This is a genomic window from Microlunatus speluncae (genome assembly GCF_009299835.1).
GTDB lineage: Bacteria > Actinomycetota > Actinomycetes > Propionibacteriales > Propionibacteriaceae > Microlunatus > Microlunatus speluncae.
Genome location: NZ_VKCZ01000014.1, coordinates 483,286 through 505,415, shown reverse-complemented (window position 1 = coordinate 505,415; position 22,130 = coordinate 483,286). Strand labels below are relative to the sequence as shown.

General features: G+C 70.2%; 18 protein-coding genes. 11 read left to right on the top strand and 7 right to left on the bottom strand.

The features are described 5' to 3' along the window. Nucleotides 1-31: 31 nt before the first annotated feature. Nucleotides 32-3,181, bottom strand: coding sequence for an ATP-binding protein (locus FNH24_RS19100; protein ID WP_152363790.1), 3,150 nt, complete (start codon nucleotides 3,179-3,181; stop codon nucleotides 32-34). A gap of 67 nt (nucleotides 3,182-3,248) precedes the next feature. On the opposite strand from FNH24_RS19100, the gene FNH24_RS19095 reads away from it, so the two are divergent. Then, on the top strand, nucleotides 3,249-4,001 hold the full coding sequence (locus tag FNH24_RS19095; protein WP_152363789.1) for an SDR family oxidoreductase: 753 nt from the start codon (nucleotides 3,249-3,251) through the stop codon (nucleotides 3,999-4,001). On the opposite strand, the gene aceB is transcribed toward FNH24_RS19095, so the two are convergent. From aceB to FNH24_RS19080, 3 genes are all read right to left on the bottom strand, one after another. Further along, nucleotides 4,002-5,600 (bottom strand): malate synthase A, encoded by a 1,599-nt coding sequence (gene aceB, locus FNH24_RS19090; RefSeq protein WP_152363788.1) that lies wholly within the window; start codon nucleotides 5,598-5,600, stop codon nucleotides 4,002-4,004. Nucleotides 5,601-5,689: 89 nt separating this feature from the next. After that, the gene (locus FNH24_RS19085; protein WP_217428305.1) at nucleotides 5,690-7,072 is read right to left on the bottom strand and encodes an NAD-dependent malic enzyme; all 1,383 of its coding nucleotides are present in this window, start codon (nucleotides 7,070-7,072) and stop codon (nucleotides 5,690-5,692) included. A gap of 219 nt (nucleotides 7,073-7,291) precedes the next feature. After that, nucleotides 7,292-8,056, bottom strand: a complete 765-nt coding sequence (locus tag FNH24_RS19080; protein ID WP_152363787.1) for an IclR family transcriptional regulator — start codon at nucleotides 8,054-8,056, stop codon at nucleotides 7,292-7,294. A gap of 205 nt (nucleotides 8,057-8,261) precedes the next feature. Here FNH24_RS19080 and FNH24_RS19075 point away from each other — a divergent pair, with 205 nt between their 5' ends. Together FNH24_RS19075 and purF are read left to right on the top strand one after the other, a co-directional pair. After that, on the top strand, nucleotides 8,262-9,149 hold the full coding sequence (locus FNH24_RS19075; RefSeq protein WP_152363786.1) for a 2-hydroxy-3-oxopropionate reductase: 888 nt from the start codon (nucleotides 8,262-8,264) through the stop codon (nucleotides 9,147-9,149). 11 nt (nucleotides 9,150-9,160) lie between these two features. Next, a complete protein-coding gene (purF, locus tag FNH24_RS19070) occupies nucleotides 9,161-10,615 on the top strand; it encodes an amidophosphoribosyltransferase (protein WP_152363785.1) in 1,455 nt (484 codons plus the stop codon). 8 nt (nucleotides 10,616-10,623) lie between these two features. On the opposite strand, the gene FNH24_RS19065 is transcribed toward purF, so the two are convergent. Both FNH24_RS19065 and FNH24_RS19060 read right to left on the bottom strand, forming a co-directional pair. Then, entirely contained in the window at nucleotides 10,624-11,388 is a 765-nt protein-coding gene (locus tag FNH24_RS19065) for a maleylpyruvate isomerase family mycothiol-dependent enzyme (protein ID WP_152363784.1), read from the bottom strand. Next, nucleotides 11,385-12,008 carry a TetR/AcrR family transcriptional regulator gene (locus FNH24_RS19060; RefSeq protein WP_281351050.1) on the bottom strand — a complete coding sequence of 208 codons (624 nt, stop codon included), beginning with the start codon at nucleotides 12,006-12,008 and terminating at the stop codon, nucleotides 11,385-11,387. Before FNH24_RS19060 ends, FNH24_RS19065 begins: the two co-directional genes overlap by 4 nt. Before the next feature lie 61 nt (nucleotides 12,009-12,069). Between FNH24_RS19060 and FNH24_RS19055 the strand changes: the two genes are divergently transcribed. From FNH24_RS19055 to FNH24_RS19015, 8 genes are all read left to right on the top strand, one after another. Continuing rightward, complete coding sequence (locus tag FNH24_RS19055; protein WP_152363782.1) at nucleotides 12,070-12,630, top strand: chloramphenicol phosphotransferase CPT family protein; 561 nt, start codon at nucleotides 12,070-12,072, stop codon at nucleotides 12,628-12,630. 87 nt (nucleotides 12,631-12,717) lie between these two features. Continuing rightward, nucleotides 12,718-13,680 (top strand): YihY/virulence factor BrkB family protein, encoded by a 963-nt coding sequence (locus FNH24_RS19050; RefSeq protein ID WP_152363781.1) that lies wholly within the window; start codon nucleotides 12,718-12,720, stop codon nucleotides 13,678-13,680. A gap of 358 nt (nucleotides 13,681-14,038) precedes the next feature. Beyond that, nucleotides 14,039-15,760, top strand: a complete 1,722-nt coding sequence (locus tag FNH24_RS19045) for a nitrite/sulfite reductase (protein ID WP_152363780.1) — start codon at nucleotides 14,039-14,041, stop codon at nucleotides 15,758-15,760. A 186-nt stretch (nucleotides 15,761-15,946) separates the two neighbouring features. Further along, complete coding sequence (locus FNH24_RS19035; RefSeq protein WP_152363779.1) at nucleotides 15,947-16,663, top strand: phosphoadenylyl-sulfate reductase; 717 nt, start codon at nucleotides 15,947-15,949, stop codon at nucleotides 16,661-16,663. Continuing rightward, entirely contained in the window at nucleotides 16,663-17,301 is a 639-nt protein-coding gene (gene cysC / locus FNH24_RS19030; protein ID WP_152363778.1) for an adenylyl-sulfate kinase, read from the top strand. Before FNH24_RS19035 ends, cysC begins: the two co-directional genes overlap by 1 nt. Next, the gene (cysD, locus tag FNH24_RS19025; protein ID WP_152363777.1) at nucleotides 17,298-18,209 is read left to right on the top strand and encodes a sulfate adenylyltransferase subunit CysD; all 912 of its coding nucleotides are present in this window, start codon (nucleotides 17,298-17,300) and stop codon (nucleotides 18,207-18,209) included. Before cysC ends, cysD begins: the two co-directional genes overlap by 4 nt. Continuing rightward, on the top strand, nucleotides 18,209-19,606 hold the full coding sequence (locus tag FNH24_RS19020; RefSeq protein ID WP_152363776.1) for a sulfate adenylyltransferase subunit 1: 1,398 nt from the start codon (nucleotides 18,209-18,211) through the stop codon (nucleotides 19,604-19,606). The genes cysD and FNH24_RS19020 overlap by 1 nt, the downstream gene beginning before the upstream one ends. Then, entirely contained in the window at nucleotides 19,603-20,400 is a 798-nt protein-coding gene (locus tag FNH24_RS19015) for a sirohydrochlorin chelatase (protein ID WP_152363775.1), read from the top strand. The genes FNH24_RS19020 and FNH24_RS19015 overlap by 4 nt, the downstream gene beginning before the upstream one ends. Nucleotides 20,401-21,484: 1,084 nt before the next feature. Here FNH24_RS19015 and FNH24_RS19010 read toward each other — a convergent pair. Continuing rightward, nucleotides 21,485-22,090, bottom strand: coding sequence for a class I SAM-dependent methyltransferase (locus tag FNH24_RS19010; protein ID WP_152363774.1), 606 nt, complete (start codon nucleotides 22,088-22,090; stop codon nucleotides 21,485-21,487). Nucleotides 22,091-22,130: the final 40 nt, after the last annotated feature.

The following is a 22,130-nucleotide window of genomic DNA, read 5'->3' as shown; positions in this document are numbered from 1 at the left end:
CTGCATCACACGGTGCCGGTCGAGCAACAGATCAGGACGCCAGGGTGTCCTCGACCAGTTCCGACCAGTCCGACCGGCTCCCTTCCTCGGCCAGTTCGACGAACGCCGCGTCACCGAGCCGGGCTCGCGCGTCCCGCTCGATCCGGACCGCGTCGGGTTGGGAGAGATCGGTCAGCCCGCGCGCAGCGACGCTGGCACCGAGCAGCCGGGCCGCCTGGTCGTGCTGCTCGAGCCGAGCGGCGAGATCGGCGATCCCGATCAACACCGCGGCCAGGGTCGGCGGCGCTCCCCCTTCATTGGCAGCCTGCCAGCTCACCATCCGATGGGTCCGGGACTCGCGGACATCGTCGGCCAGGTAGCCGAGCAGGTCGTGGATCCGCGCCCGCAGGTGGGTCGTCTCGGCCAGGTCGCCGAGCAGGCCGATGGCCAGGCCGAGCTGCTGGCGAGCCTGCGCCGCGTCGCCGGCGAGCCGGGCCAGCCCCGCCTTGGCCAGCGCCAGGTCGACCAGTGCGTAGGGCCAGGTGACGCCCTGCGCCTTGAGCTCCGCCTCGGCCAGCGTCGCGACGCTGGCCTCGCGATCACCGTTCAGCCAGAACAGCACGGCCTGCTGGGTCCGCACCTCGATCACGTCCTCGACCGCCCCGAGCTCGGTGAGCACGACGATCGCCTGATCGAAGTGGGCGCAGGCCGCCGCGAACTCGCCCTTCCGGCCCAGGTGCGCGGCCAGCTCGGACAGGGAGAGGAACATCCCGAACCGTTCGCCCAGCACCCGGAACTCCGCCAGCGCCTGCTCCAGCTGATCCTCGACCTCGCGGCCGCTCTCGCCGACCGTGAGCCGCATCTTGGCGACCTGCCAGCGGCCCATGGCCCGGACCCACGGGTCCGTACTCTCCAGCAACGTCTCGAACGCGGTCATCGCTTCGTTCGGAGCGTCGAGCAGCCGCATCAGTGGGGTCGCGAAGTCGAGCAGCGGGTTGACGTCCGTCGTCTGCTGGCTGAACCGGTAGCCCTTGCGGATCCATTCGGCACCGACCTGTTCGTCGCCCGGTCCGGAGGTGACGAACAGCACGACCATCCCGTACGCCAGCGCCCGGGTGTGGTCCGGCACCTCGCCCGGCAGGCTGGCCGCGGCGATCAGCAACTCCAGACCTTCACCGCGTCGGCCACCGAGCCACCAGTACCAGCCGGTGGCCGCCGCGAGCCGCATCGCGCCTTCGGCGTCGCCGGCCGCGATCGCCCCGCGCAGCGCGGCGCTGAGGTTGTCATGATCGGCCCGGAGCCGGGCGAGCCACTCCAGTTGCTCGGCCCGGCGCAGCTCGGGCTCCGCCGTCTCGGCCAGCTCGGTGAAATAGGCCAGGTGCGCCTGGCGAGCCAGGCCGGTCTCGTCCGCCTCGGCGAGCCGATCGGCGGCGTACTCCCTGATCGTCGTCAGCATCCGGTAGCGCGGCCCGTCATCACGGGTGGGGACCAGCAGCGACTTCTCGGCCAGCGACGTGAGCAGCTCCAGCACCTGATCCTGATCCACGCCGGCTTGATCAACTCCGACCGCGAGGCAGACCTGCTCGGCCGCCTCGAGGTTGGCGCCGCCGGAGAACACCGACAACCGGCGCAGCACCAGCCGCTCGTCCTCGGTGAGCAGCTCCCAGCTCCAGTCGACGACCGCGCGCAGCGTTCGATGGCGCGGCAGCGCGGTCCGGCTGCCGCCGGTCAGCAGTCGGAACCGGTCGTCCAGTCGGTTGGCCAGCTGCTCGAGGGTCATGGTGCGCAGCCGGGCGGCGGCGAGCTCGATCGCCAGCGGCATCCCGTCCAGGGCCCGGCAGATCCGCACCATCGTCGCCAGGGTGTGGTCGTCGGTCCCGAGATCCTGGCGGACCGCGCTCGCCCGGTCCCGGAGCAGCCGTACCGACGGCGCGGCGGCGATCTCGGCCGGCCCGCTGTCGGACGGTACGGACAGCGGCTCGACCTGCCACAACGCCTCGCCGGTGATGCCGAGCGGCTCCCGGCTGGTCGCCAGGATCCGCAGCCGCCGGCACTCCCCGAGCACCCGCTCCGCCAGGGCCGCCACCGGGCCGATCAGATGCTCACAGTTGTCGAAGATCAGCAGCATCTCCCGATCCCGCAGTGCGGTGACCAGGCCGTCCACCGGATCCGCGGTCGAGGCGGTGCCGAGCAGGGTGTCGCGGAGACCGAGGCCGGCCAGGGCGGTCTGCGCCACGTCACCGTTGACCCCGACCGGGGCGAACTCGATCAGCCAGACCCCGTCCGGCAGATCGTCGGCCATCGTCCGGGCGGTCTCCGTGGCCAGCCGCGTCTTCCCGGCGCCGCCCGGCCCGATCAGGGTGGTGAGCCGGTGCGCGGCTACGAGTCCGCGGACCGCGGCGAGATCCGCCTCCTTGCCGACGAAGCTGGTCAGCTCGGCGCGCAGGTTGGTCGGCCGGCTCTCCTCCCGCCGGCTCAACTCGCCGCGCAGCAACGACACGTGCAACGCCGACAGCTCCGGCGACGGATCGACGCCGAGGGTGTCGGCCAGGGCTTCCCGGGTGCGCTGGTACGCGAGCAGGGCGTCGGCGTCGCGACCGTCCGCGGCGAGGGCGCGCATCAGCGCGGAGACCAGCCGCTCCCGCATCGGGTGCGCGGCCGCCAGGTCGGACAGTTCGGTGATCGCCGGCACCCCGCGGCCGAGATTGATCTCGGCCTCGAAGCGATCCTCCAGCGCTCCCAGCCGCAGCTCCTCGAGCCGGGCGACCACGGCGTCCAGCGCCCCGCTCTCCGGCAGGCCGACGTCCTGCATCGCCGTGCCGCGCCACAGGCCCAGGGCCTCCCGCAGCAGGTCGACCCGCCGCAGCCCGTCGGCGGTCCGGGCCTGGCCGACCAGCCGCTCGAACCGTACGGCGTCGACCGCGTCGGCTGGAACGGTCAGCCGGTAGCCGTCCGGCTGACCCTCGATGACGCCGTCCGGCAACACCCGGCGCAGCCGGGACACCAAGCGGTGCAGGGCATTCGCGGCGTCGGCCGGCGGGTTCTCACCCCAGATCCAGTCGACCAGCGTGGCCCGCTGCACGGCATGGCCGGTCTGCAGGGCGAGGGCGACCAACAGGCCGCGCAACCGGGCGCCCGCCACGTCCGCCAAGACGCCGTCACCCGTGCGCACCTGGAAGGGGCCGAGCATCCCGATCTGCACTTCGCAGATTCTGCCACGGGGCCGCGGCGACCTCCGACCACGACAAGCCGGATGCGAGGATGAGCGAGTGACGGGTGCAACAGGGTCGAAGGTCGCGGTGATCACGGGAGCCGGCAGCGGGATCGGACGAGCCGTCGCCCGGGCGTTCCTCGAGGCCGGGCATCGGGTCGCCGCCTGTGGTCGACGGCCGGAGCCGCTGGCCGAGACCGTCGGTGATCATGCCGGCGGCCTGGTGGTGCCGATGGACGTCACCGATCCCGTCGCCGTGACCGCGGGCTTCGATCGGATCCGGGCCGAGTTCGGCCGGGTCGACGTGCTCTTCAACAACGCCGGCGGCTTCGGCCCCGGCGGCGCGGTGGACGAGATCTCCCTGGCCGACTGGAACGCCTGCCTCGCCGTCAATCTGACCGGCACCATGCTCTGTGCCGCCGCTGCGGTGTCGATCATGAAACAGCAGCAGCCGAGCGGCGGCAAGATCATCAACAACGGCTCGATCTCCGCGCACACGCCGCGGCCGCGGTCGGCCGCCTACGCGGCGAGCAAGCACGCGATCACCGGCCTGACCAAGTCGATCGAGCTCGACGGGCGACCGTACAAGATCAGCTGCGGTCAGATCGACATCGGCAACGCCGCCACCGCGATGACCGGCCGGATGTCCCAGGGCACCCTGCAGGCCGACGGCGAACTCCGCCCCGAGCCGACCTTCGACGTCGCCGAGGTCGGCCGGGCCGTGCTGCTGATGGCCGAACTGCCGTTGGAAGCGACGATCAACTCCCTGGTGATCACCGCCGCCGGCATGCCCTTCGTCGGCCGCGGTTGATCAGGTGAGCAGGTCGTACGCCGGCAGGGTGAGGAAGTCGACGAAGTCGGTGGACAGGCAGAGCTCGCTGATCAATTGCTTGGCCGGCAGGTAGTAGCGCTCGAACACGTCGGCGGCGACCTGACCGCGCAGCTTCTCGGTCTCCTCGTCCAGCAGCCGGGCGACCAACTCCGTGGTCACCGTCTCGCCGGAATCGGACAGCTTGACCTTGTTGTTGATCAACTGCCACACCTGGGACCGGGAGATCTCGGCGGTGGCCGCGTCCTCCATCAGATTGTGGATCGCCACGGCGCCACTTCCGGCCAGCCAGTTGGCGGTGTAGGCGACGGCGACCTCGAGGTTGTTGCGCAGGCCGGTCTCGGTGTTGGAACCCTCGGCGGAGGCGACGTCGAGCAGTTGCTCGGCGGTCACGGCCACCTCGGGCCGCTGCCGCTCGACCTGGTTGGGCCGATCGCCGAGCACACCGTCGAACACGTCGCGACAGACCTGGACCAGGTCCGGGTGGGCCACCCAGGAGCCGTCGAAACCGTCGCCGGCCTCGCGGGTCTTGTCGGCACGCACCTTTTCCAGCGCGGCGGTGTTGATCGACGGATCCTTACGGCTGGGGATGAACGCGGCCATCCCACCCATCGCGAACGCGCCCCGCTTGTGGCAGGTCTGCACCAGCAGCTCGGTGTAGGCGCGCATGAAGGGCGCGGTCATGGTGATGTCGCCGCGGTCGACCAGGACGAAGTCGGAGCCGGCGTCGCGGAAGTATTTGATGATGCTGAACAGGTAGTCCCAGCGGCCGGCATTGAGGCCGGAGGCATGATCACGGAGTTCGTACAGGATCTCGTCCATCTCGAACGCGGCCGGGATCGTCTCGATCAGCACGGTGGCCCGGATCGTTCCATGATCAATTCCGAGCTCGGCCTCGGCGAAGGTGAACACGTCGTTCCACAGCCGGGCCTCGAGATGGCTCTCCAGCTTGGGCAGGTAGTAGTACGGGCCGCGGCCGCCGTCGAGCAACGGCTTGACCAGATGGAAGAAGTGCAGCCCGAAGTCGACCAGCGCGCCGATCCCGACCCGGCCGTCGATGCTGACGTGTGCCTCGTCCAGGTGCCAGCCGCGCGGCCGCATCACGACCACGGCCAGCGGCTCGTCGGTCCGCAGCGCGTACGACTTCCCGTCGGCCTGGGTGAAGGACAGGGTGCCGTGCGCGGCGTCCTTGAGGTTCAGCAGCGCATCGATCACGTTCGGCCAAGTCGGGCAGCTGGCGTCCTCCAGGTCGGCCAGCCAGACCTTGGCGCCCGAGTTGAGCGCGTTGATCGCCATCTTGGCCGGGCTGGCCGGGCCGGTCATCTCGACCCGGCGGTCCTGCAGCGCCGGCGGCGCCGGCGCCACCTGCCAGTCCCCCTCGCGGACCTCCCGGGTGTCGGCCAGGAAGTCGAGCCGGCCGGCCGCGGCGACCTCGGCCCGGCGACCCTGCCGGGCCGCCAGGAGAACGTCTCGGCGGTCGGCGAAGCGGAGGTGCAGCTTCTCCACGAACGCGAGCGCCTCATCGCTGAGGATCTCCTCCGCCCGGTCGATGGGGTGGGCGTCGGTCACCGTAAGGGTCATCTTCTCTCCTCCGTTGAGCAAAGGGGTTCGACCCCTTCGGATTCCCCGCCCGCCCCACGACCGGACCGAACGGTTCTAGCGGTGGCTCATCAGCCGGCCGTCGACGAGACGGCCGCGGCGACGGCCGGTGCCACCCGGCTGTCGAAGACGCTCGGCACGATGTAGCTCGGGTTGAGCTCGTCGGCCGACACGCAGTCGGCGATCGCCTCGGCGGCGGCCACCAACATCGGGGTGGTGATCTCGTGCGCCGCGGCGTCCAACAGGCCGCGGAACAGTCCCGGGAACGCGAGCACGTTGTTGATCTGGTTCGGGAAGTCGCTCCGCCCAGTGGCGACCACGGCGGCGTGCTTGGCCGCCTCGGTCGGCGGGATCTCCGGATCCGGGTTGGCCAGCGCGAGCACGATCGCCCGATCGGCCATCGTGGCGACGTGCTCGGCGCCGAGGATGTTCGGGCCGGATACCCCGATGAACACGTCGGCGTCGACCAGCGCGTCATGCAGGCTGCCGGACACGCCCTCGGGGTTGGTGTTCTCGGCGATCCACTGCCGGTGCTCGTCGGCGTAGGTCTCGCCGCGGTGGATCGCGCCGGTCCGGGAGCAGCCCACGATGTGGGAGGCACCCTGGGCCTGCAGCAGCTGGATGATCGCGTGCCCGGCGGCGCCGACGCCGGAGATCACGATCTTGACCTCGGTGATCTTCTTCTGCACCACCCGGAGCGAGTTGATCAAGGCGGCCAGGACGACGATCGCCGTACCGTGTTGATCATCGTGGAAGACCGGGATGTCCAGCTCGGCCCGGAGCCGGCGCTCGATCTCGAAGCAGCGCGGAGCCGCGATGTCCTCGAGGTTGATCCCGCCGTACACCGGGGCGAGGGCCTTGACGATCGAGATGATCTCCTCGGTGTCGGTGGTGTCCAGGCAGACCGGCCAGGCGTCGACGCCGGCGAACTGCTTGAACAGGGCGGCCTTGCCCTCCATCACCGGCAGGGCCGCGGCCGGGCCGATGTCGCCCAGGCCGAGCACCGCGGTGCCGTCAGTGACGACGGCGACCGTGTTGCGCTTGATCGTCAGCCGCCGCGCGTCTTCCGGGTTGGCGGCAATGGCCAGGCAGACCCGGGCGACGCCGGGGGTGTACGCACGGGACAGGTCGTCCCGGTTCTTCAGCGGCACCTTCGGCTCCACCGACAGCTTGCCGCCGAGGTGTAACAGGAAGGTGCGGTCGCTGACCTTGCGGACGTGGGTGTCGGGCCGGGCGTCGAGCGCCTCGGCGATGCGACGGGCGTGGTCGTCGTCGACGGTGTTGCAACTGACGTCGACGACGATCATCCCGTGACTGGATTCGACGATGTCCAGCGCCGTCACCGGCGCGCCCGTCTCGGCGACCGCTGATGCCAGGTCGGTCGTCGAGCCCGAAGTAGCGGCCACCTCGACCCGCAGGGTGATCGAGTAGCCAGGGCTGGGGCTGTTCAACATTCCTCCTCGAATTTCATCAATCCGGATGCTAACTTTTGCTTTGCGGAATCACAACCGCAGGGAGCGGAACGCTCCACGGGTCGGGACACGGGCCTCGGGATCGCCGGGGCCCGGCTGGAACACGGCCGGAACGACGGCTCGGCCGCACGTCATCGGCCGGCCGGCCGCGCTCATTCGGTCGAGAAAACGGTGGGACCGAGCGACGGGATCGCCCGTCGGTCAGGACACCATCTCGGCGCCGATGACCGACGCCGCCTGAAGCAGTACGGGCACGGCGCGCCGGCCGAACTCCTCGTCGACCCGCGCCAGCGGGCCGGAGACCGAGATCGCCATCGCCGACGGCGTGCCCGGGATCGCGACCGCGTAACAGCGGACCCCGATCTCCTGCTCCTCGTCGTCGATCGCGTAGCCGCGACTCCGGATCTGATCGAGATCCGCGAGCAGCGATTCGATGGTGCCGTGGCTCTTGGCCGTCGGGGTCGGCAGGCCGACCCGGTTGATGATCCCCCGCACCTCGTCGTCCTTGAGGCCGGCCAGGATCGCCTTGCCGACACCGGTGTCGTGCAGATTCACCCGGCGGCCGATCTCGGTGAACATCCGCATCGCGTGCGGCGACGGCTGCTGGGCGACGTAGACGACCTGATCGCCGTCCAGCAGCGCCATGTTGGCCGTCTCGCCGAGCTCGGCGACCACCTGCACCAGCCGGGGCTGGGCCACCCGGCCGAGTTGGCGGCCGGCCAGCTCGCCCAACGGGATCAGGCGTGCGCCGAGGGCGTACCGGCGGGACGGCAGCTGCCGGGCGTAGCCGAGCTTCACGCAGGTCCGGAGCAGCCGGTGGATGGTCGGCATCGGCAGCTTCGCGGTCGTCGAGAGGTCGCTGAGCGAGATCTCGCCACCGGCCTCGGCCATGATCTCGAGCAGGTCGAACGCCCGTTCCACCGACTGCACGCCGCCACTGCGCGCCCGCACCGTCTCTTCCGGCATGGTCCGACCTCCGTTGTGTTGGGTGGACTGGATTCCACCATACAGAAAATGGACCGCACAAATTTCGCTATGCAGAAGGGTCGGCACACGTTCTTGACCGGCTCCGGGCCCGCTCCTAGCCTTTCACATCTCAACAGGTTGCTTTCGTTCCATGGAAAGCCCGAGGGATCAGCCTCTCCTGGCAGCACACCGAAGCGGAGGAACGATGAGTACCACAGTCGCGGTGATCGGGCTCGGCATCATGGGTGCGCCGATGGCGGCCAACCTGATCAAGGCCGGCTTCGAGGTGATCGGCTACAACCGCAGCCGGCCCAAGGTGGAAGCGTTGATCAAGGCCGGCGGACGCGGCGCCGACACCCTGGCCGAGGCGGTGGCCGCGGCCGAGGTGATCATCACCATGGTGCCGGACTCCCCCGACGTCGAGGCGGTGACCGAGGCCGACGACGGCATCCTGGCCGGCGCCCGCAACGGCGCACTGTGGATCGACTGCTCGACCATCCGGCCCGACGTCGCGACCCGGCTCGCCGACGCCGCCCGCGAGCGCCGGCTGCGGCCGTTGGACGCCCCGGTGTCCGGCGGTGAGGCCGGCGCGATCGAGGGCACGTTGTCGATCATGGTCGGCGGCGAGGCGGCGGATTTCGAGGCCGCCCGTCCGGTGCTGGACGCGGTCGGCGGCACGGTGGTGCACGTCGGACCGAGCGGCGCCGGCCAGACCGTCAAGGCGGCCAACCAGCTGATCGTCGCCGGCACCATCGAGCTCGTGGCCGAGGCCCTGGTCTTCGTCGAGGCGCACGGCGTCGACCCGGAGGCGGCCGTCTCGGTGCTCGCCGGCGGCCTGGCCGGCAACCGGATCCTGGACCGCAAGGCGGCCTCGATGATCAAGCGGGAGTTCCAGCCGGGCTTCCGGATCGACCTGCACCACAAGGATCTCGGCATCGTGCTGGCGGCCGCCCGCGAGGCCGGCGTCGCCATCCCGCTGGGCGCGCACACCGCGCAGCTGGTGCAGGCGCTGCGGCAGCTCGGCCACGGTGATCTTGATCATTCGGCACTGCTGCTGCTGGTCGAGCAACTCTCGGGTCGCGGCGACCGGTAGCGTTCGGAGGCATGTGCGGCATCGTCGGTCTGGTCTCTGACACTCCGGTCAATCAGCGGATCTACGACGCCCTGCTGCTGTTGCAGCACCGCGGCCAGGACTCCACCGGCATCGCCACCGCCGACGGTCCGACCTTCCACCTGTCGAAGGCCCGCGGCCTGGTCCGGGAGTCGTTCCGGACCAGGGACATGCGCTCGCTGCTGGGCAACGTCGGCCTCGGTCATGTCCGGTACGCGACCCGAGGCGACGCGGGTAACGAGCACGAGGTCCAGCCGTTCTACGTCAACGCGCCGTACGGGATCACGCTGGTGCACAACGGCAACCTGACCAACACCCGCGAGCTGGCCGAGGACCTGTTCCACATCGATCGCCGGCACATGAACTCGACCAGCGACACCGAGATGCTGCTCAACGTCCTGGCCACCGAACTGCAGGGCCAGATCGAGGGCCTGGATCTGGACCCGGAGCAGATCTTCCGGGCGGTCGCCCAGGTGCACGAGCGGGTCGAGGGCTCCTATGCCGTGATCTCGTTGATCGCCGGCTACGGGCTGCTCGCCTTCCGCGACCCGTACGGCATCCGGCCGTTGGTGATCGGCCGCCGGAACGAGGGCGCGAAGGACTCCTGGATGATCGCGTCGGAATCGGCTGCCCTGGAGGGTTCGGGCTATCGGCTGGTCCGTGACATCGCGCCGGGTGAGGCCGTCTTCATCTCCGACCGGGGCGAGTTCTTCGCGCGGCAGTGCGCCGTCACGCCGCGGCTGGCGCCGTGCTCGATCGAGTACATCTACCTGGCCCGACCGGATTCGATCATGAACGGGATCTCCGTCTACGAGGCCCGGCTGCGGATGGGTGAACGGCTGGCGTACACGGTCAAGGAACAGCTGCCGCTCGGCGACATCGACGTCGTGATGCCGGTCCCGGACTCGGCCCGGCCGGCGGCGATGCAGGTGGCGCGAACCCTCGGCATCGAATACCGGGAAGGCTTCCACCGCAACGTCTACGTCGGTCGCACGTTCATCATGCCCGGCCAGGAGCAGCGCAAGCAGGGTGTGCGACAGAAGCTGAACGCGATGAGCTCGGAGTTCGCCGGCAAGCACGTGTTGATCATCGAGGACTCGGTGATCAGGGGCACCACGTCGCGGGAGATCATCGAGATGGCCCGCCGGGCCGGCGCCCGGAAGGTCTCGTTCGCCTCGGCCGCGCCGCCCGTCCGGTTCCCCCACGTCTACGGGATCAACATGCCGACCCACGGCGAGCTGATCGCCCGGGACCGCAGCCCGGAGGAGGTCGCGGTCCAGCTCGGCGCCGATCACCTCGTCTATCAGGAGGTGGCCGAGTTGCAGTCGGCCATCGTCGAGGGATCGGAGATCACCGAGCTCGACCTGAGCTGCTTCACCGGCGACTACGTGACCGGCACGGTGACCCCGGACTACCTGGCCTGGCTGAACCAGACCCAGCTCTCCTAGGTCACCTCTCAGAACGGGACCTCGGTCGCCAGCAGGCCGGTGCCGGGAGCACGACCGGAGAGCACGCGGCAGAACTCGATCGCGTCCATCGTGATCTCCTCGGCGTCATCGCCGCCGCCGAACTGCCCGCCGGCGGGACCGGTCAGCGCGAGCCGGTACGGCCGGCCGTGCCGCTCGGCCCATTCGGCGACCACGTCGGCGACGATCGCCCCGTCGTGCTCGGCCGTCAGTACGTGAGCCACGCCGGTCGCCCGGCTCAGGTCGATCCGGTGCATCCACGGGTCGCGGGTGAGGATCGTGTCGGTCAGATAGCCGATCGTCCAGGTCTCGTCGGCCCCGTTCAGCCGCTGCGGGTCACCGAGCTCCCGGCCGCGGACGAAGGCCGGCATCCGCCGCCGACCATTCGCCCCCTTGGCGCCGATCCGGGCCATCAACGGCGCCAGCTCGTGCCGCGGCTGGGAGCCGAACAGGTCGACCTGGTGGGCCGTCAGCGCGTCGATCGCCGGCGCGCCCGGCACCCGGCGGGCCTTGGCGGCGCGCTGCTGCTTCACGATCTGCAGCGGGGACGACGCCATCAGCGCCATCCCGATCAGGTGCGCCACCAGCTGGCGTACGTCCCACAACGAGCAGTCGGTCGGTCGCTGCCAGTCGTCGTCGGTCAGCGCGGCGATGGCATCGGCGCAGCGCCGGTATTCCTCGGCCGCCAGAACGGCGGCCTTCTCATGGGTGTGCGCCGAGCGGCGCGGCCCGGTCGGGGCCTCGGTCAGGGTCATCGCTCTCGTCCTTCGGTACGGTCTGCGGGCAGGCCGACCCCGTCGGCCCACATGTCGGCGGCGCGCTCGATCAGCTTCCGGCGGCTGTCACCGCCGGGATCGTTCGCCAGTTGCTGATCGGCCAGGCCGCCGATGACAGCGAAGAGGATCTCGATGTCGCCGCGGTCGGTGATGCCCAACTCGGCGAGCTCGGCCACAGCCCGCCCGACAGCGCGGACCGACGGCGCGAACGCCTCCTCCGACGGACTGAAGTCCGGGATCGTCCGCTGGTTCATCAGCTGGGTCCGGACCAGGTCCGCGACGGCGAAGTCGAAGAAGACCAGGCAGCGGTGGCGTACCCGCTCCCGGGGACTGGACGGCGCATTCTCGGACGCAGCCCGGTCGACGTCGTCGTACTCGGTCCAGGCCTGGCCGAACATCGCGTCATAGATCGCGTTCTTGCTCGCGAAGTGTGAATAGAGCGACGGCGCTCGCATGCCGATCCGCGACGCGACCTCGTTCAGCGTCAGACCGGCGAGCCCTCGCTCCCGCGCCACCGCCCAGGCGGCATCCAAGATCTCGGCGCGGACTGCCGCACGCCGTTCACTGCGCCTATCGCGATTCGGCTTACCTAATGCCATTAGGCAATGGTGCGCCCGACCCGCCGAGCTGTCAACCGGCCCGGATGGCCAGACTGGAGCCATGACGGAGCCGGGCCGGATCGTGTTGCTCAACGGGACCTCCTCGTCCGGGAAGTCGAGCATCGCGGCCGAGTTGCTGGCCGGCTGGCCGGGCCCGGCGTTCCGGCTCGCTGTGGACGACCTCAACGCGATGCGGGCCAAGGCGCAGACCCTGGCGCTCGACGAGCCGGCACTGACCGAGACGCTGCGCCGGACCCGGGCCGGCTTTCACCGGGCGGTGGCCGGGATGGCCGCCGCCGGCAACGACGTGATCATGGACCATCTGCTGGGCGAGCCGTGGCGGCTGGCGGACTGTTTGCAACTCTTCCAGCCATTCGCCGTGTTCTTCGTCGGCGTGCACTGCGATCCGGCCGAACTGACCCGGCGCGAACTGGCCCGGGGCGACCGCGATCCCGGGACGGCGGCAGCCCAGCTCGGCCTGGTCCATGCCCACGGCGACTACGACCTGACCGTCGACACCACGCATCGCTCGGCCGCGGACTGTGCCGCGGACATCCTGCACGCGCTCGAATGCCCGCCGGCACCGAGTGCCTTCCGGCGACTCGAGACCGCTTTCGGCTGAGCCGAGACGCCACTTGTGCACCGACACGCCGCCAAATCGCGTGCATTGGTGACGGGTCGGCGGAATTGGGGGACCTACCCTGGCCGGATGATTGCGGCGGCTCGGCGTGGGATCGCGGCGGCGGTGGGGCGGCTGCCGCGGCGGGTGCGGCGGGTGGTGCGTGGAGTCGGGCGGGTGATCGCCGGCACGTTCAGAGCCTGCGTCCGGAATCGGGTGATGGGGTTGTCCGGGGAGGCGGCGTTCTTCGCGATCCTGTCGCTGCCGCCGCTGATCTTCGGGCTGGCCGGCGCGATCGGCTTCATCGCGCAGCGCTACGACGTGGCCGACATCGCCAATTTCCGCGAGCAGGTGCTGCTGCTGGCCGGCCGCGCCCTCTCTTCCGACGCGGTCAACGGCGTGATTGCGCCGACGCTGGACGAGGTGCTCGGCAGCGGCCGGTTCGAGGTCGTGTCGATCGGCTTCCTGATCGCGTTGTGGTCGGGTTCGCGCGCGCTCGGCGTCTTCGTCGACGCGATCTCGATCATGTACGGGCTCGGCGGGCACCGCGGCATCATCCGGACCCGGGCCCTGTCCTTCCTTCTCTATCTGGTCTTCCTGGTCGCGGGCGTGGTGCTGTTGCCGCTGGTGCTGGCCGGACCGACCTTCGTCCACTGGGTGCTGCCCGAGCCGGCCCGGATGGTGGCCAACCTCTACTGGCCGATCGTGCTGGTCCTCTCCGTCTGCCTGCTGGCCACCGCGTATCACCTCTCGGTCCCGGTCCGGACCCGGTGGCGGGCCGACCTGCCCGGCGCGGTCCTGGCCCTGTTGATCTGGCTGGCCGGCGGCGCCGGGCTCCGGGTGGTGCTGGACGCCTCGGTCGGCGCCACCTCGGTCTACGGGCCGCTGGCCGCGCCGATCGCGCTGTTGATCTGGCTGTACGTGAGCTCGCTCGCGGTCCTGATCGGAGCGGCTTTCAACGCGGCCTTGGATGACGTTTGGCCGGCGCTGTCCGGGATCCACGGCAACCGCGCCAGCAAGGTGTCTGACTATTTGGACAAGAAGGGCGATTGACGCCCTGTCCACCGGCCTGTCTCATATCACGGGCATCCGTACCGGATATTGGGAAACCGTTTGGTGGATGTCCTGGGCCTGACGGATCGTTGATGGCATGAGCCCGACCACGCGAAGCCTCCGCCGGTTGCCCGGCGAGCACGCGTCGCCCGGGTTGACGGAGCGCCGCTTCGTTGATTACGGCCGGACGGAGTCGATGATCTGTCCGCCTTCCTCTCATCATCGCTGATCGCGACCAGGCCGCAGCGTGTGCGGGTACGCCGGCCACCCAGAGAGCATCGCCCTCGCCCAACCGGAAGCACAGCGTGCGGACCCAGATTCCGTACCCAGCCCGGATGACCCCGACCGAGGACCGTGAATGACGACAGTCGACCGCCCCACCCCCGCCCGCCCGCCGCGAACCGCCGCGGCCGGCAAGACCGTGCGCCCGGCCCGGCGTAAGAAGGGCGAGGGCCAGTGGGCGCTCGGTTACCGCGAGCCGCTGAACGCGAACGAGCAGGCCAAGAAGGACGACAACCCGCTGCACGTCCGGGCCCGGATCGAGAACATCTACGCCCACCGCGGCTTCGCCAGCATCGACCCGGGTGATCTGCGCGGCCGGTTCCGCTGGTTCGGGCTCTACACCCAGCGCAAGCCCGGCATCGACGGCGGCAAGACCGCGACGCTGGAGCCGCACGAGCTGGACGACGAATACTTCATGCTCCGGGTCCGGATCGACGGCGGCGCGCTGACCACGGAGCAGCTGCGGGTGATCGGGCAGATCTCGGTCGAGTTCGGCCGCAACACCGCCGATGTGACCGACCGACAGAACGTCCAGCTGCACTGGATCCGGGTCGAGGACGTACCCGAGATCTGGCGCCGGCTGGAGGCCGTCGGCCTGAGCACGACCGAAGCCTGCGGCGACTGCCCGCGGGTGATCCTCGGATCGCCGGTCGCCGGCATCGCGGCGGACGAGATCATCGACCCGACACCGGCCATCCGGGCGATCGCCGACCGCTACATCGGCGATCCCGAATACTCCAACCTGCCGCGGAAGTTCAAGACCGCGATCACCGGTCACCCGTCGCAGGACGTGGTGCCGGAGATCAACGACGTCGCCTTCGTCGGCGTCGAACACCCCGAGCACGGCCCCGGTTTCGATCTCTGGGTCGGCGGCGGCCTGTCCACCAATCCGATGTTCGCGCAACGGCTGGGCACCTGGATCCCGGTCGACGAGGTGGCCGAGGCCTGGGAAGGCGTGGTGGCGGTGTTCCGCGACTACGGCTACCGCCGGCTGCGCAGCCGGGCCCGGATCAAGTTCCTGGTCGCCGACTGGGGGCCGGAGAAGTTCCGCGAGGTGCTGGAGTCCGAGTATCTGAAGCGGAAGCTGATCGACGGTCCGGCGCCGGCGACGCCGACCGCGCCCGGTGATCATGTCGGGATCAACCGGCAGCAGGACGGCAACTTCTTCGTCGGCTTCTCCGCGATGGCGGGTCGCACCGGCGGCGAGGCGCTGGTCAAGCTGGCCGACCTCGCCGAGGCGCACGGCTCGTACCGGATCCGGACCACGCCGATGCAGAAGCTGCTGGTGCTCGACGTCGCCGAGGACCGGGTCGACTCGCTGATCGCCGCGGCCGGTGAGCTCGGGCTGTCCGCCGACCCCAACGCCTGGCGCCGCTCGGTGCTGGCCTGCACCGGGATCGAGTTCTGCAAGCTCGCGATCGTCGAGACCAAGGCCCAGGCCGCGCGGGTGGTGACCGAGCTGGAGTCCCGGCTCGGCTCGCTGGACCATCCGATCACCGTGCACCTGAACGGCTGCCCCAACTCCTGCGCCCGGATCCAGACCGCCGACATCGGGCTCAAGGGCCAGTTGGTGCCGGGCCCGGACGGGTCCCAGGTCGAGGGCTACCAGGTCCATCTCGGCGGCGGCCTCGGGTTGGACGCCGGCTTCGGCCGGAAGCTGCGCGGCCACAAGGTGACCGCCCAGGAGCTGCCCGACTACATCGAGCGAGTGGCGAAGGCCTATCTGGCCGATCGGCAGGGCGACGACGAACGGTTCGCCCAGTGGGTCGGCCGGGCCGACGAGAGCCTGCTGTCATGATCACCGGGCGCATCCGATGAGCGAGGGTACGACGGCGACGCGGCAGGCGATCATGTACTGCCCGTACTGCGCCGAGGAGACGTTGTTTCCGATCGAGGGCGGCGGATGGGAATGCCGCAGCTGCTGGCGAGCGTTTTCGATCAAGTTCCTCGGTCTCCGACCGGCCGGGGACGGATCGGAGTCCTGATGACCAGCACTGTTGATCTTCGTGATCATGATCTTGACGAGCGCGAGCTCCGGGCCCGGGTGGCCGAGGCCAACCGTGAGTTGGCCGAGGCCGACGCGTTGGACGTGTTGCGCTGGGGGCGTGATCAGTTCGCCGACGGCCTGGTCGTCACGTCCTCGATGGCCGACACGGTGTTGATCCACCTGGCCGAGCAGGTGGCGCCCGGGATCGACGTGATCTTCCTCGACACCGGCTACCACTTCGCCGAGACCATCGGTACCCGGGACGCGGTGGCCTCCGTCCACAACATCAACCTGATCACGATCACCCCGGTGCAGACCGTGGCCGAGCAGGATGCGGCGCACGGCAAGGACCTGTTCGGCCGCAATCCCGACCAGTGCTGCGCGTTGCGCAAGGTCGCACCGCTGGACAACGCGCTGAAAGGGTACGCAGCCTGGGCCAGCGGGATCCGCCGGGCCGACTCCCCCGCCCGGGCCAACACGCCGATCGTGTCCTGGGACCACAAGCGCAAGATGGTCCGGCTCGCGCCGATCGCCCGCTGGAGCGACGACGCGGTAGCGTCCTACATCGAAGACAACGGGCTGCTGGTGAATCCGCTGTTGGATGACGGCTACGCCTCGATCGGCTGCGCGCCGTGCACCCAGCGCGCCGCCGCCGACGACGCCCGGGCCGGCCGGTGGGCCGGACTCGCCAAGACCGAATGCGGGATCCACTGATGACGACGAACCTCGACCAGCGCGCCGCTGACCCGGCGCCGACGACGGCCCCGACTGCGGCCGGCGCCACCGTGTGGCTGACCGGGCTGCCGTCGGCCGGCAAGTCGACGATCGCCCACGCGCTGGCCGCCGAACTGGCGGCTGCCGGGACCCGGGTCCAGGTGCTCGACGGCGACGAGGTGCGGCCGTACCTGTCGACCGAGCTCGGCTTCAGCAAGGACCATCGCGACCTCAACGTCACCCGGATCGGCTACGTCGCCCGGTTGCTGGCCGGCCACGGCGTGGTCGTCCTGGTGCCGGTGATCGCGCCGTACGCCGCGACCCGGGACCGGGTCCGGGCCGATCACACGAGCCACGGGGTGCGCTATGCCGAGGTCCACGTCGCGACCTCGCTGGCGGTGGCCGAGTCCCGCGACGTCAAGGGCCTGTACGCCAAGGCGCGGAGCGGCGAGCTGACCGGACTGACCGGGCTGGACGACCCGTACGAAGCACCGGCCGACCCCGACCTGGTGATCGACACGGCCGAGGTCGACCTCGACGCCTCGGTCCGCCTCGGCCGTTCGCTGGTCGAATCGCTGACCGCGGTCGCGGCGGCACCGAGTCCAGGAACCGACGACGACGACAAGGAGTCGCGATGAGCCAGGACGTCCTCCGTCCGCTGACCGAGCTGCAGGCCCTGGAATCCGAATCGATTCACATCTTCCGGGAGGTGGCGGCGACCTTCGCCAACCCGGTGCTGCTGTTTTCCGGCGGCAAGGATTCGGTGGTGATGCTGCATCTCGCGGCCAAGGCGTTCTGGCCGGCGCCGATCCCGTTCGAGGTGCTGCACGTGGACACCGGGCACAACTTCGGCGAGGTGATCGAATTCCGCGATGAGTCGGTCGAGTTCTACGGCGCCCGGCTGAAGGTCGCCTCGGTGCAGGACTACATCGACGACGGCCGGCTGACCGAGCGGCCGGACGGCACCCGGAATCCGCTGCAGACCGTGCCGCTGCTGGACGCGATCACCGACGGCAAGCACGACGCCGTCTTCGGCGGCGGCCGCCGCGACGAGGAGCGGGCCCGGGCCAAGGAGCGCGTCTTCAGCCTGCGTGACGCCTTCGGACAATGGGATCCGCGGAATCAGCGGCCGGAGCTGTGGTCGCTCTACAACGGCCGGCATCTGCCCGGTGAGCACGTCCGGGTCTTCCCGCTGTCGAACTGGACCGAGCTCGACATCTGGGACTACATCTCGGCCGAGAAGATCAACTTGCCGTCGATCTACTACGCGCACGAGCGCGAGGTGATCGAGCGCGACGGGATGTGGATCGCGGTCACCGCGGTGACGCCGCCGCGGGACGGAGACAAGATCGAGCTCCGTTCGGTCCGCTACCGCACCGTCGGCGACATGTCCTGCACCGCGGCCGTGCTGTCCGACGCGACCACCGTGGCCGATGTGATCACCGAGGTCGGGTTGAGCACGATCACCGAGCGCGGCGCGACCCGCGCCGACGACCGGCTGAGCGAGGCCGCCATGGAAGACCGCAAGCGGGAGGGGTACTTCTGATGCCGACGCGGCTCTCGCCCCCCACCGGTGGGCGCACCCTGCTCCGGTTGGCCACCGCCGGCTCCGTCGACGACGGCAAGTCCACGCTGGTCGGACGGCTGCTGTACGACACCAACTCGGTGCTCAGCGACACCCTTGATCATGTCGAGAAGGTGAGCAAGCGCCGCGGCCTGGATCGGGCCGACCTGGCGCTGCTGACCGACGGCCTGCGGGCGGAGCGGGAGCAGGGCATCACCATCGATGTCGCCTACCGCTACTTCACCACGCCGGCCCGGAAGTTCATCCTGGCCGACTGCCCGGGGCACGTGCAGTACACCCGGAACACGGTGACCGGATCGTCGACCGCCGATGTGATCGTGCTGCTGGTCGACGCCCGCAACGGCGTGGTCGAGCAGACCCGCCGGCATCTGGCGGTCGCCGCCCTGCTCCGCGTACCGCATGTGTTGCTGGTGGTGAACAAGTTCGACTTGGTCGACTTCGACGAGGCCGTCTTCACCAAGATCGCCACCGACTTCGCCGTGCTCGCCCGCGCCCTCGGGGTCGGCGAGACCCGCTGCATCCCGGTGTCGGCCTTGGAGGGCGACAACGTCGTCAGCCGGTCCACTCGGACCCCCTGGTACGAAGGTCCGACCGTGCTCGGCTTCCTCGAGTCGGTCGACGACACCCCGACCGCGGTGGGCGCCGACTTCCGGTTCCCGGTACAGCAGGTGATCAGGCCGCAGCACGCACCGCGGGCCGCCTGGGCCGCGAGCACGCCGGTCGTGGACGGCGACTACCGCGGCTATGCGGGCAAGATCGAATCCGGCCGGATCCGGGCCGGAGACGAGATCGTCGTCCTGCCGCGCGGCACCCATGCCGCGATCGCCGGCATCGACACCCCGGACGGCCCGTTGGACGAGGCGGTCGCCGGACAGTCGGTGATCATCCGGCTGAACGCCGACATCGACCTGTCCCGCGGCGACATCCTCGCCGCCACCGATGCCCCGCCGGCCCCGGCCCGGGAGATCTCGGCGACGGTCTGCTGGCTGGCCGAACGGAAGCTCAGCGTCGGCGCGAGGGTGCTGGTGCAGCACGGTACGGCGATCAGCAAGGCGATCGTGGCCGGCATCGACGGCACTCTTGATCTTGATCTCGGGCTGCGCTCGCGCCCGGCCTGGACCGACGCGGTCGAGCTGGGCCTGAACGACATCGGCCGGGTCCGACTGCGGCTCGCCTCACCGTTGCCGATCGACAGCTACCGGGAGCACCGGACCACCGGTGCCTTCATCCTGGTCGACGAATCCGACGGCTGGACCCTGGGTGCCGGCATGGCCGGTCCGACGTCGGTGGCCACCGTGACTTCCTCGGAGCCTTCCGAGACGCACCGCAGTACCGATCCCGAAAGGGGAAGACCATGACCGCACCCTCTCTCATCCTGCTCGGCACCGGGGGCGCCGATCCCCGGGTAGCCCAGGTCAGCCACGAGCTCCGCGCCATGCTGCAGACCGTACGGCCGGAGCTGGACGTCGCCGTCGCCTTCCTCGACCAGGGCTACCCGCGTTGCCTCCAGGTCGCCGGCAAGCTCGCCGGCCGCGGCGTGACCGAGGTGGTCGTGGTGCCGCTGCAGCTGGGCGACGCCCATCCGCGGCAGCCGGAGACCGCCGCGCTGATCGCACAGATCCGCGCCGCCCACCCGGGTCTCCGGGTGATCGCCGCCGCGCCGATCGGCCCCGAGGCCAAGCTGCTGTCGGTGATCGACCAGCGGCTCCGCGACGCCCTCAAGTCCCGTCGGGTCGATCAGCTGGACGGCCTGGTCCTGTCCACCGAGACCACCACCGACGTCCGCAGCACCGCCCTGCTCGCCCGCCGCGCCCGGCAGTGGTCCACCCGGCACAAGCTGCCCTGCCTCGTCGCCACCGGCGGCTCCGGGCCGTCGATCGCCGACGCGATCCGGTCCCTGCACGCCCAGGGCCGGCGCCACATCGCCGTCGGCAGCTGGTTCCTCACTCCCGACGCCGCCTTCGTCCGCCAGGCCGAACTCGCCCACGCCGCCCGCGCCGTGGCCATCGCCGCCCCGATCGGCGCGGCGTCGGAGGTCGCCTCGATCATCGTCTCCCGCTACGTCGTCGCCGCCATGGACCTGATCGACATCGACGAGGTCGCAACCGCCGACGAGCGCCCCGCCCGCCACCTCACCGTGGTCGGCGCCTGACCCGCCCTTCCTTTCCCTGAGCGCCCTCTCCTGGGGTTCGGCCTGATGGTCGGAAAAGACGCGCCAAGGAGGGCCGGGTTGGAGCGGTCCGCGGGAATCGCGGCCGGCTACCGGTCCGGCACTGGGATCGGATGCATTCGTCGAGTGGTCACTTTGGGCGCGAATCTACGTCTGACCCTGACCAAACCGTCCGCTCGATGTCGACTCCCGGTCCAGCAGCGCCGAGAGTGACCTTATCCACGTCGAAGCGACCGATTTCAGGTGGATAAGTTCACACTCGACGCGAACCCGGGCCGTGCAGGTCGCTGAGATGTGAGCTAGCGAGCAGGGATCGCTTAGTTCGCTCGACGCCCCGCAGCAGAAGCGGAGGGCGGACCCGGAGGCAACCCAGCAACCGGCAACCCATCCAGAAATTGGCGATCTGGACACCGCGGGCGCCATCTCTCTGCCAACCGGTCAGCGGACCGCTCCCCGGGCGTTTCTCTACCTGTGGCGACTTCCGCACCATCCCCGGCCCGGCCGGCAAGCACTTCTCTACCTGTGGCGACTTCCGCACCACCCCCGCCCCCCAGCCGACCATTTCTCCACCACGGTCGACTTCCGCACCACCCCCCGCCCGGCGGGCGATCATTCCTCCACCACGGTCGACTTCCGCACCACCCCCGCCCGGCAGATGATCATTCCTCCACCACGGTCGACTTCCGCACCACCCCCGCCCGGCAGATGATCATTCCTCCACCACGGTCGACTTCCGCACCACCCCGGCCCGGCAGGCGATCATTTCTCCACCACGGTCGACTTCCGCACCACCCCCCGCCCGGCAGGCGATCATTTCTCCACCACGGTCGACAAACGCACCCCGGACCGGTCAGGCCCGCCGCGAGCGAGCACCGCACTCAGTCGCTGCGCTACCGGCGGCCGGCCGATTGGGCCGCCCGCGCCCTCCCGCCCTCTCGGCCGCGTCGTTTCCCGACCCAAGCTCAAAGTCGCTGCCGGCTGAACGGGAGACGAAGGCGACTCGCGCCTGGAACTCAGCGGATCCTGTGGCGACCGTCAGCCCGGGCCGGGACAACGGTCAAGATCATCAGGTCCGGTCGGCTCCAGCGCGGCGGGTGACGGTGAGGAGGGCTGGAAGTCGCAGGTGGTGGTCGGCGCCGGCGACGACCTCGGTGGACCGGATCGAGGTGTCGGTCCAGTCCGGCTCGGGAAACAGCTCGACCAGCCGGTCCGGGGTCAGCGTCCAGTTCATGCCGGCGGCCGCCGAGACGGCCAGCACGCAGACGACGGCGCCCGGATCGCAGATCGCGCGCAGTCCCTCGACGTACGCCCGCTGGCCGGTCTCGTCCAGGGAGTGCAGCAGGCCGGAGTCGAGGACGGTTCGGGGGCGGAGGTCGAGGTCCACGAGCCGGGTGGCGTCGGCAACCTCGAAGGTCAGGTCCAGGTCCCGGCCGGCGATCCTGGCCCGGGCCCGGTCGATGCCGGGGGCCGACAGATCGACGCCGACCACGCGGTGGCCTCGTTCCGCCACGAAGATCGCCAGCTCACCGGTGCCGCAGCCGACGTCCAGCACCGGATCCGCGACGGCGACTCGATCGAGGGCTTCGACCAGTGCCGGTTGCGGCCCGCCGATCTGCCAGGGTGCGGGCTCGTCGCCGGAATAGACGGCGTCGAAGTCGTGGTGTGAGGCCATGAAGTCGAGCATGGTCCGGGGCGTCCCACCGGTCAATCCT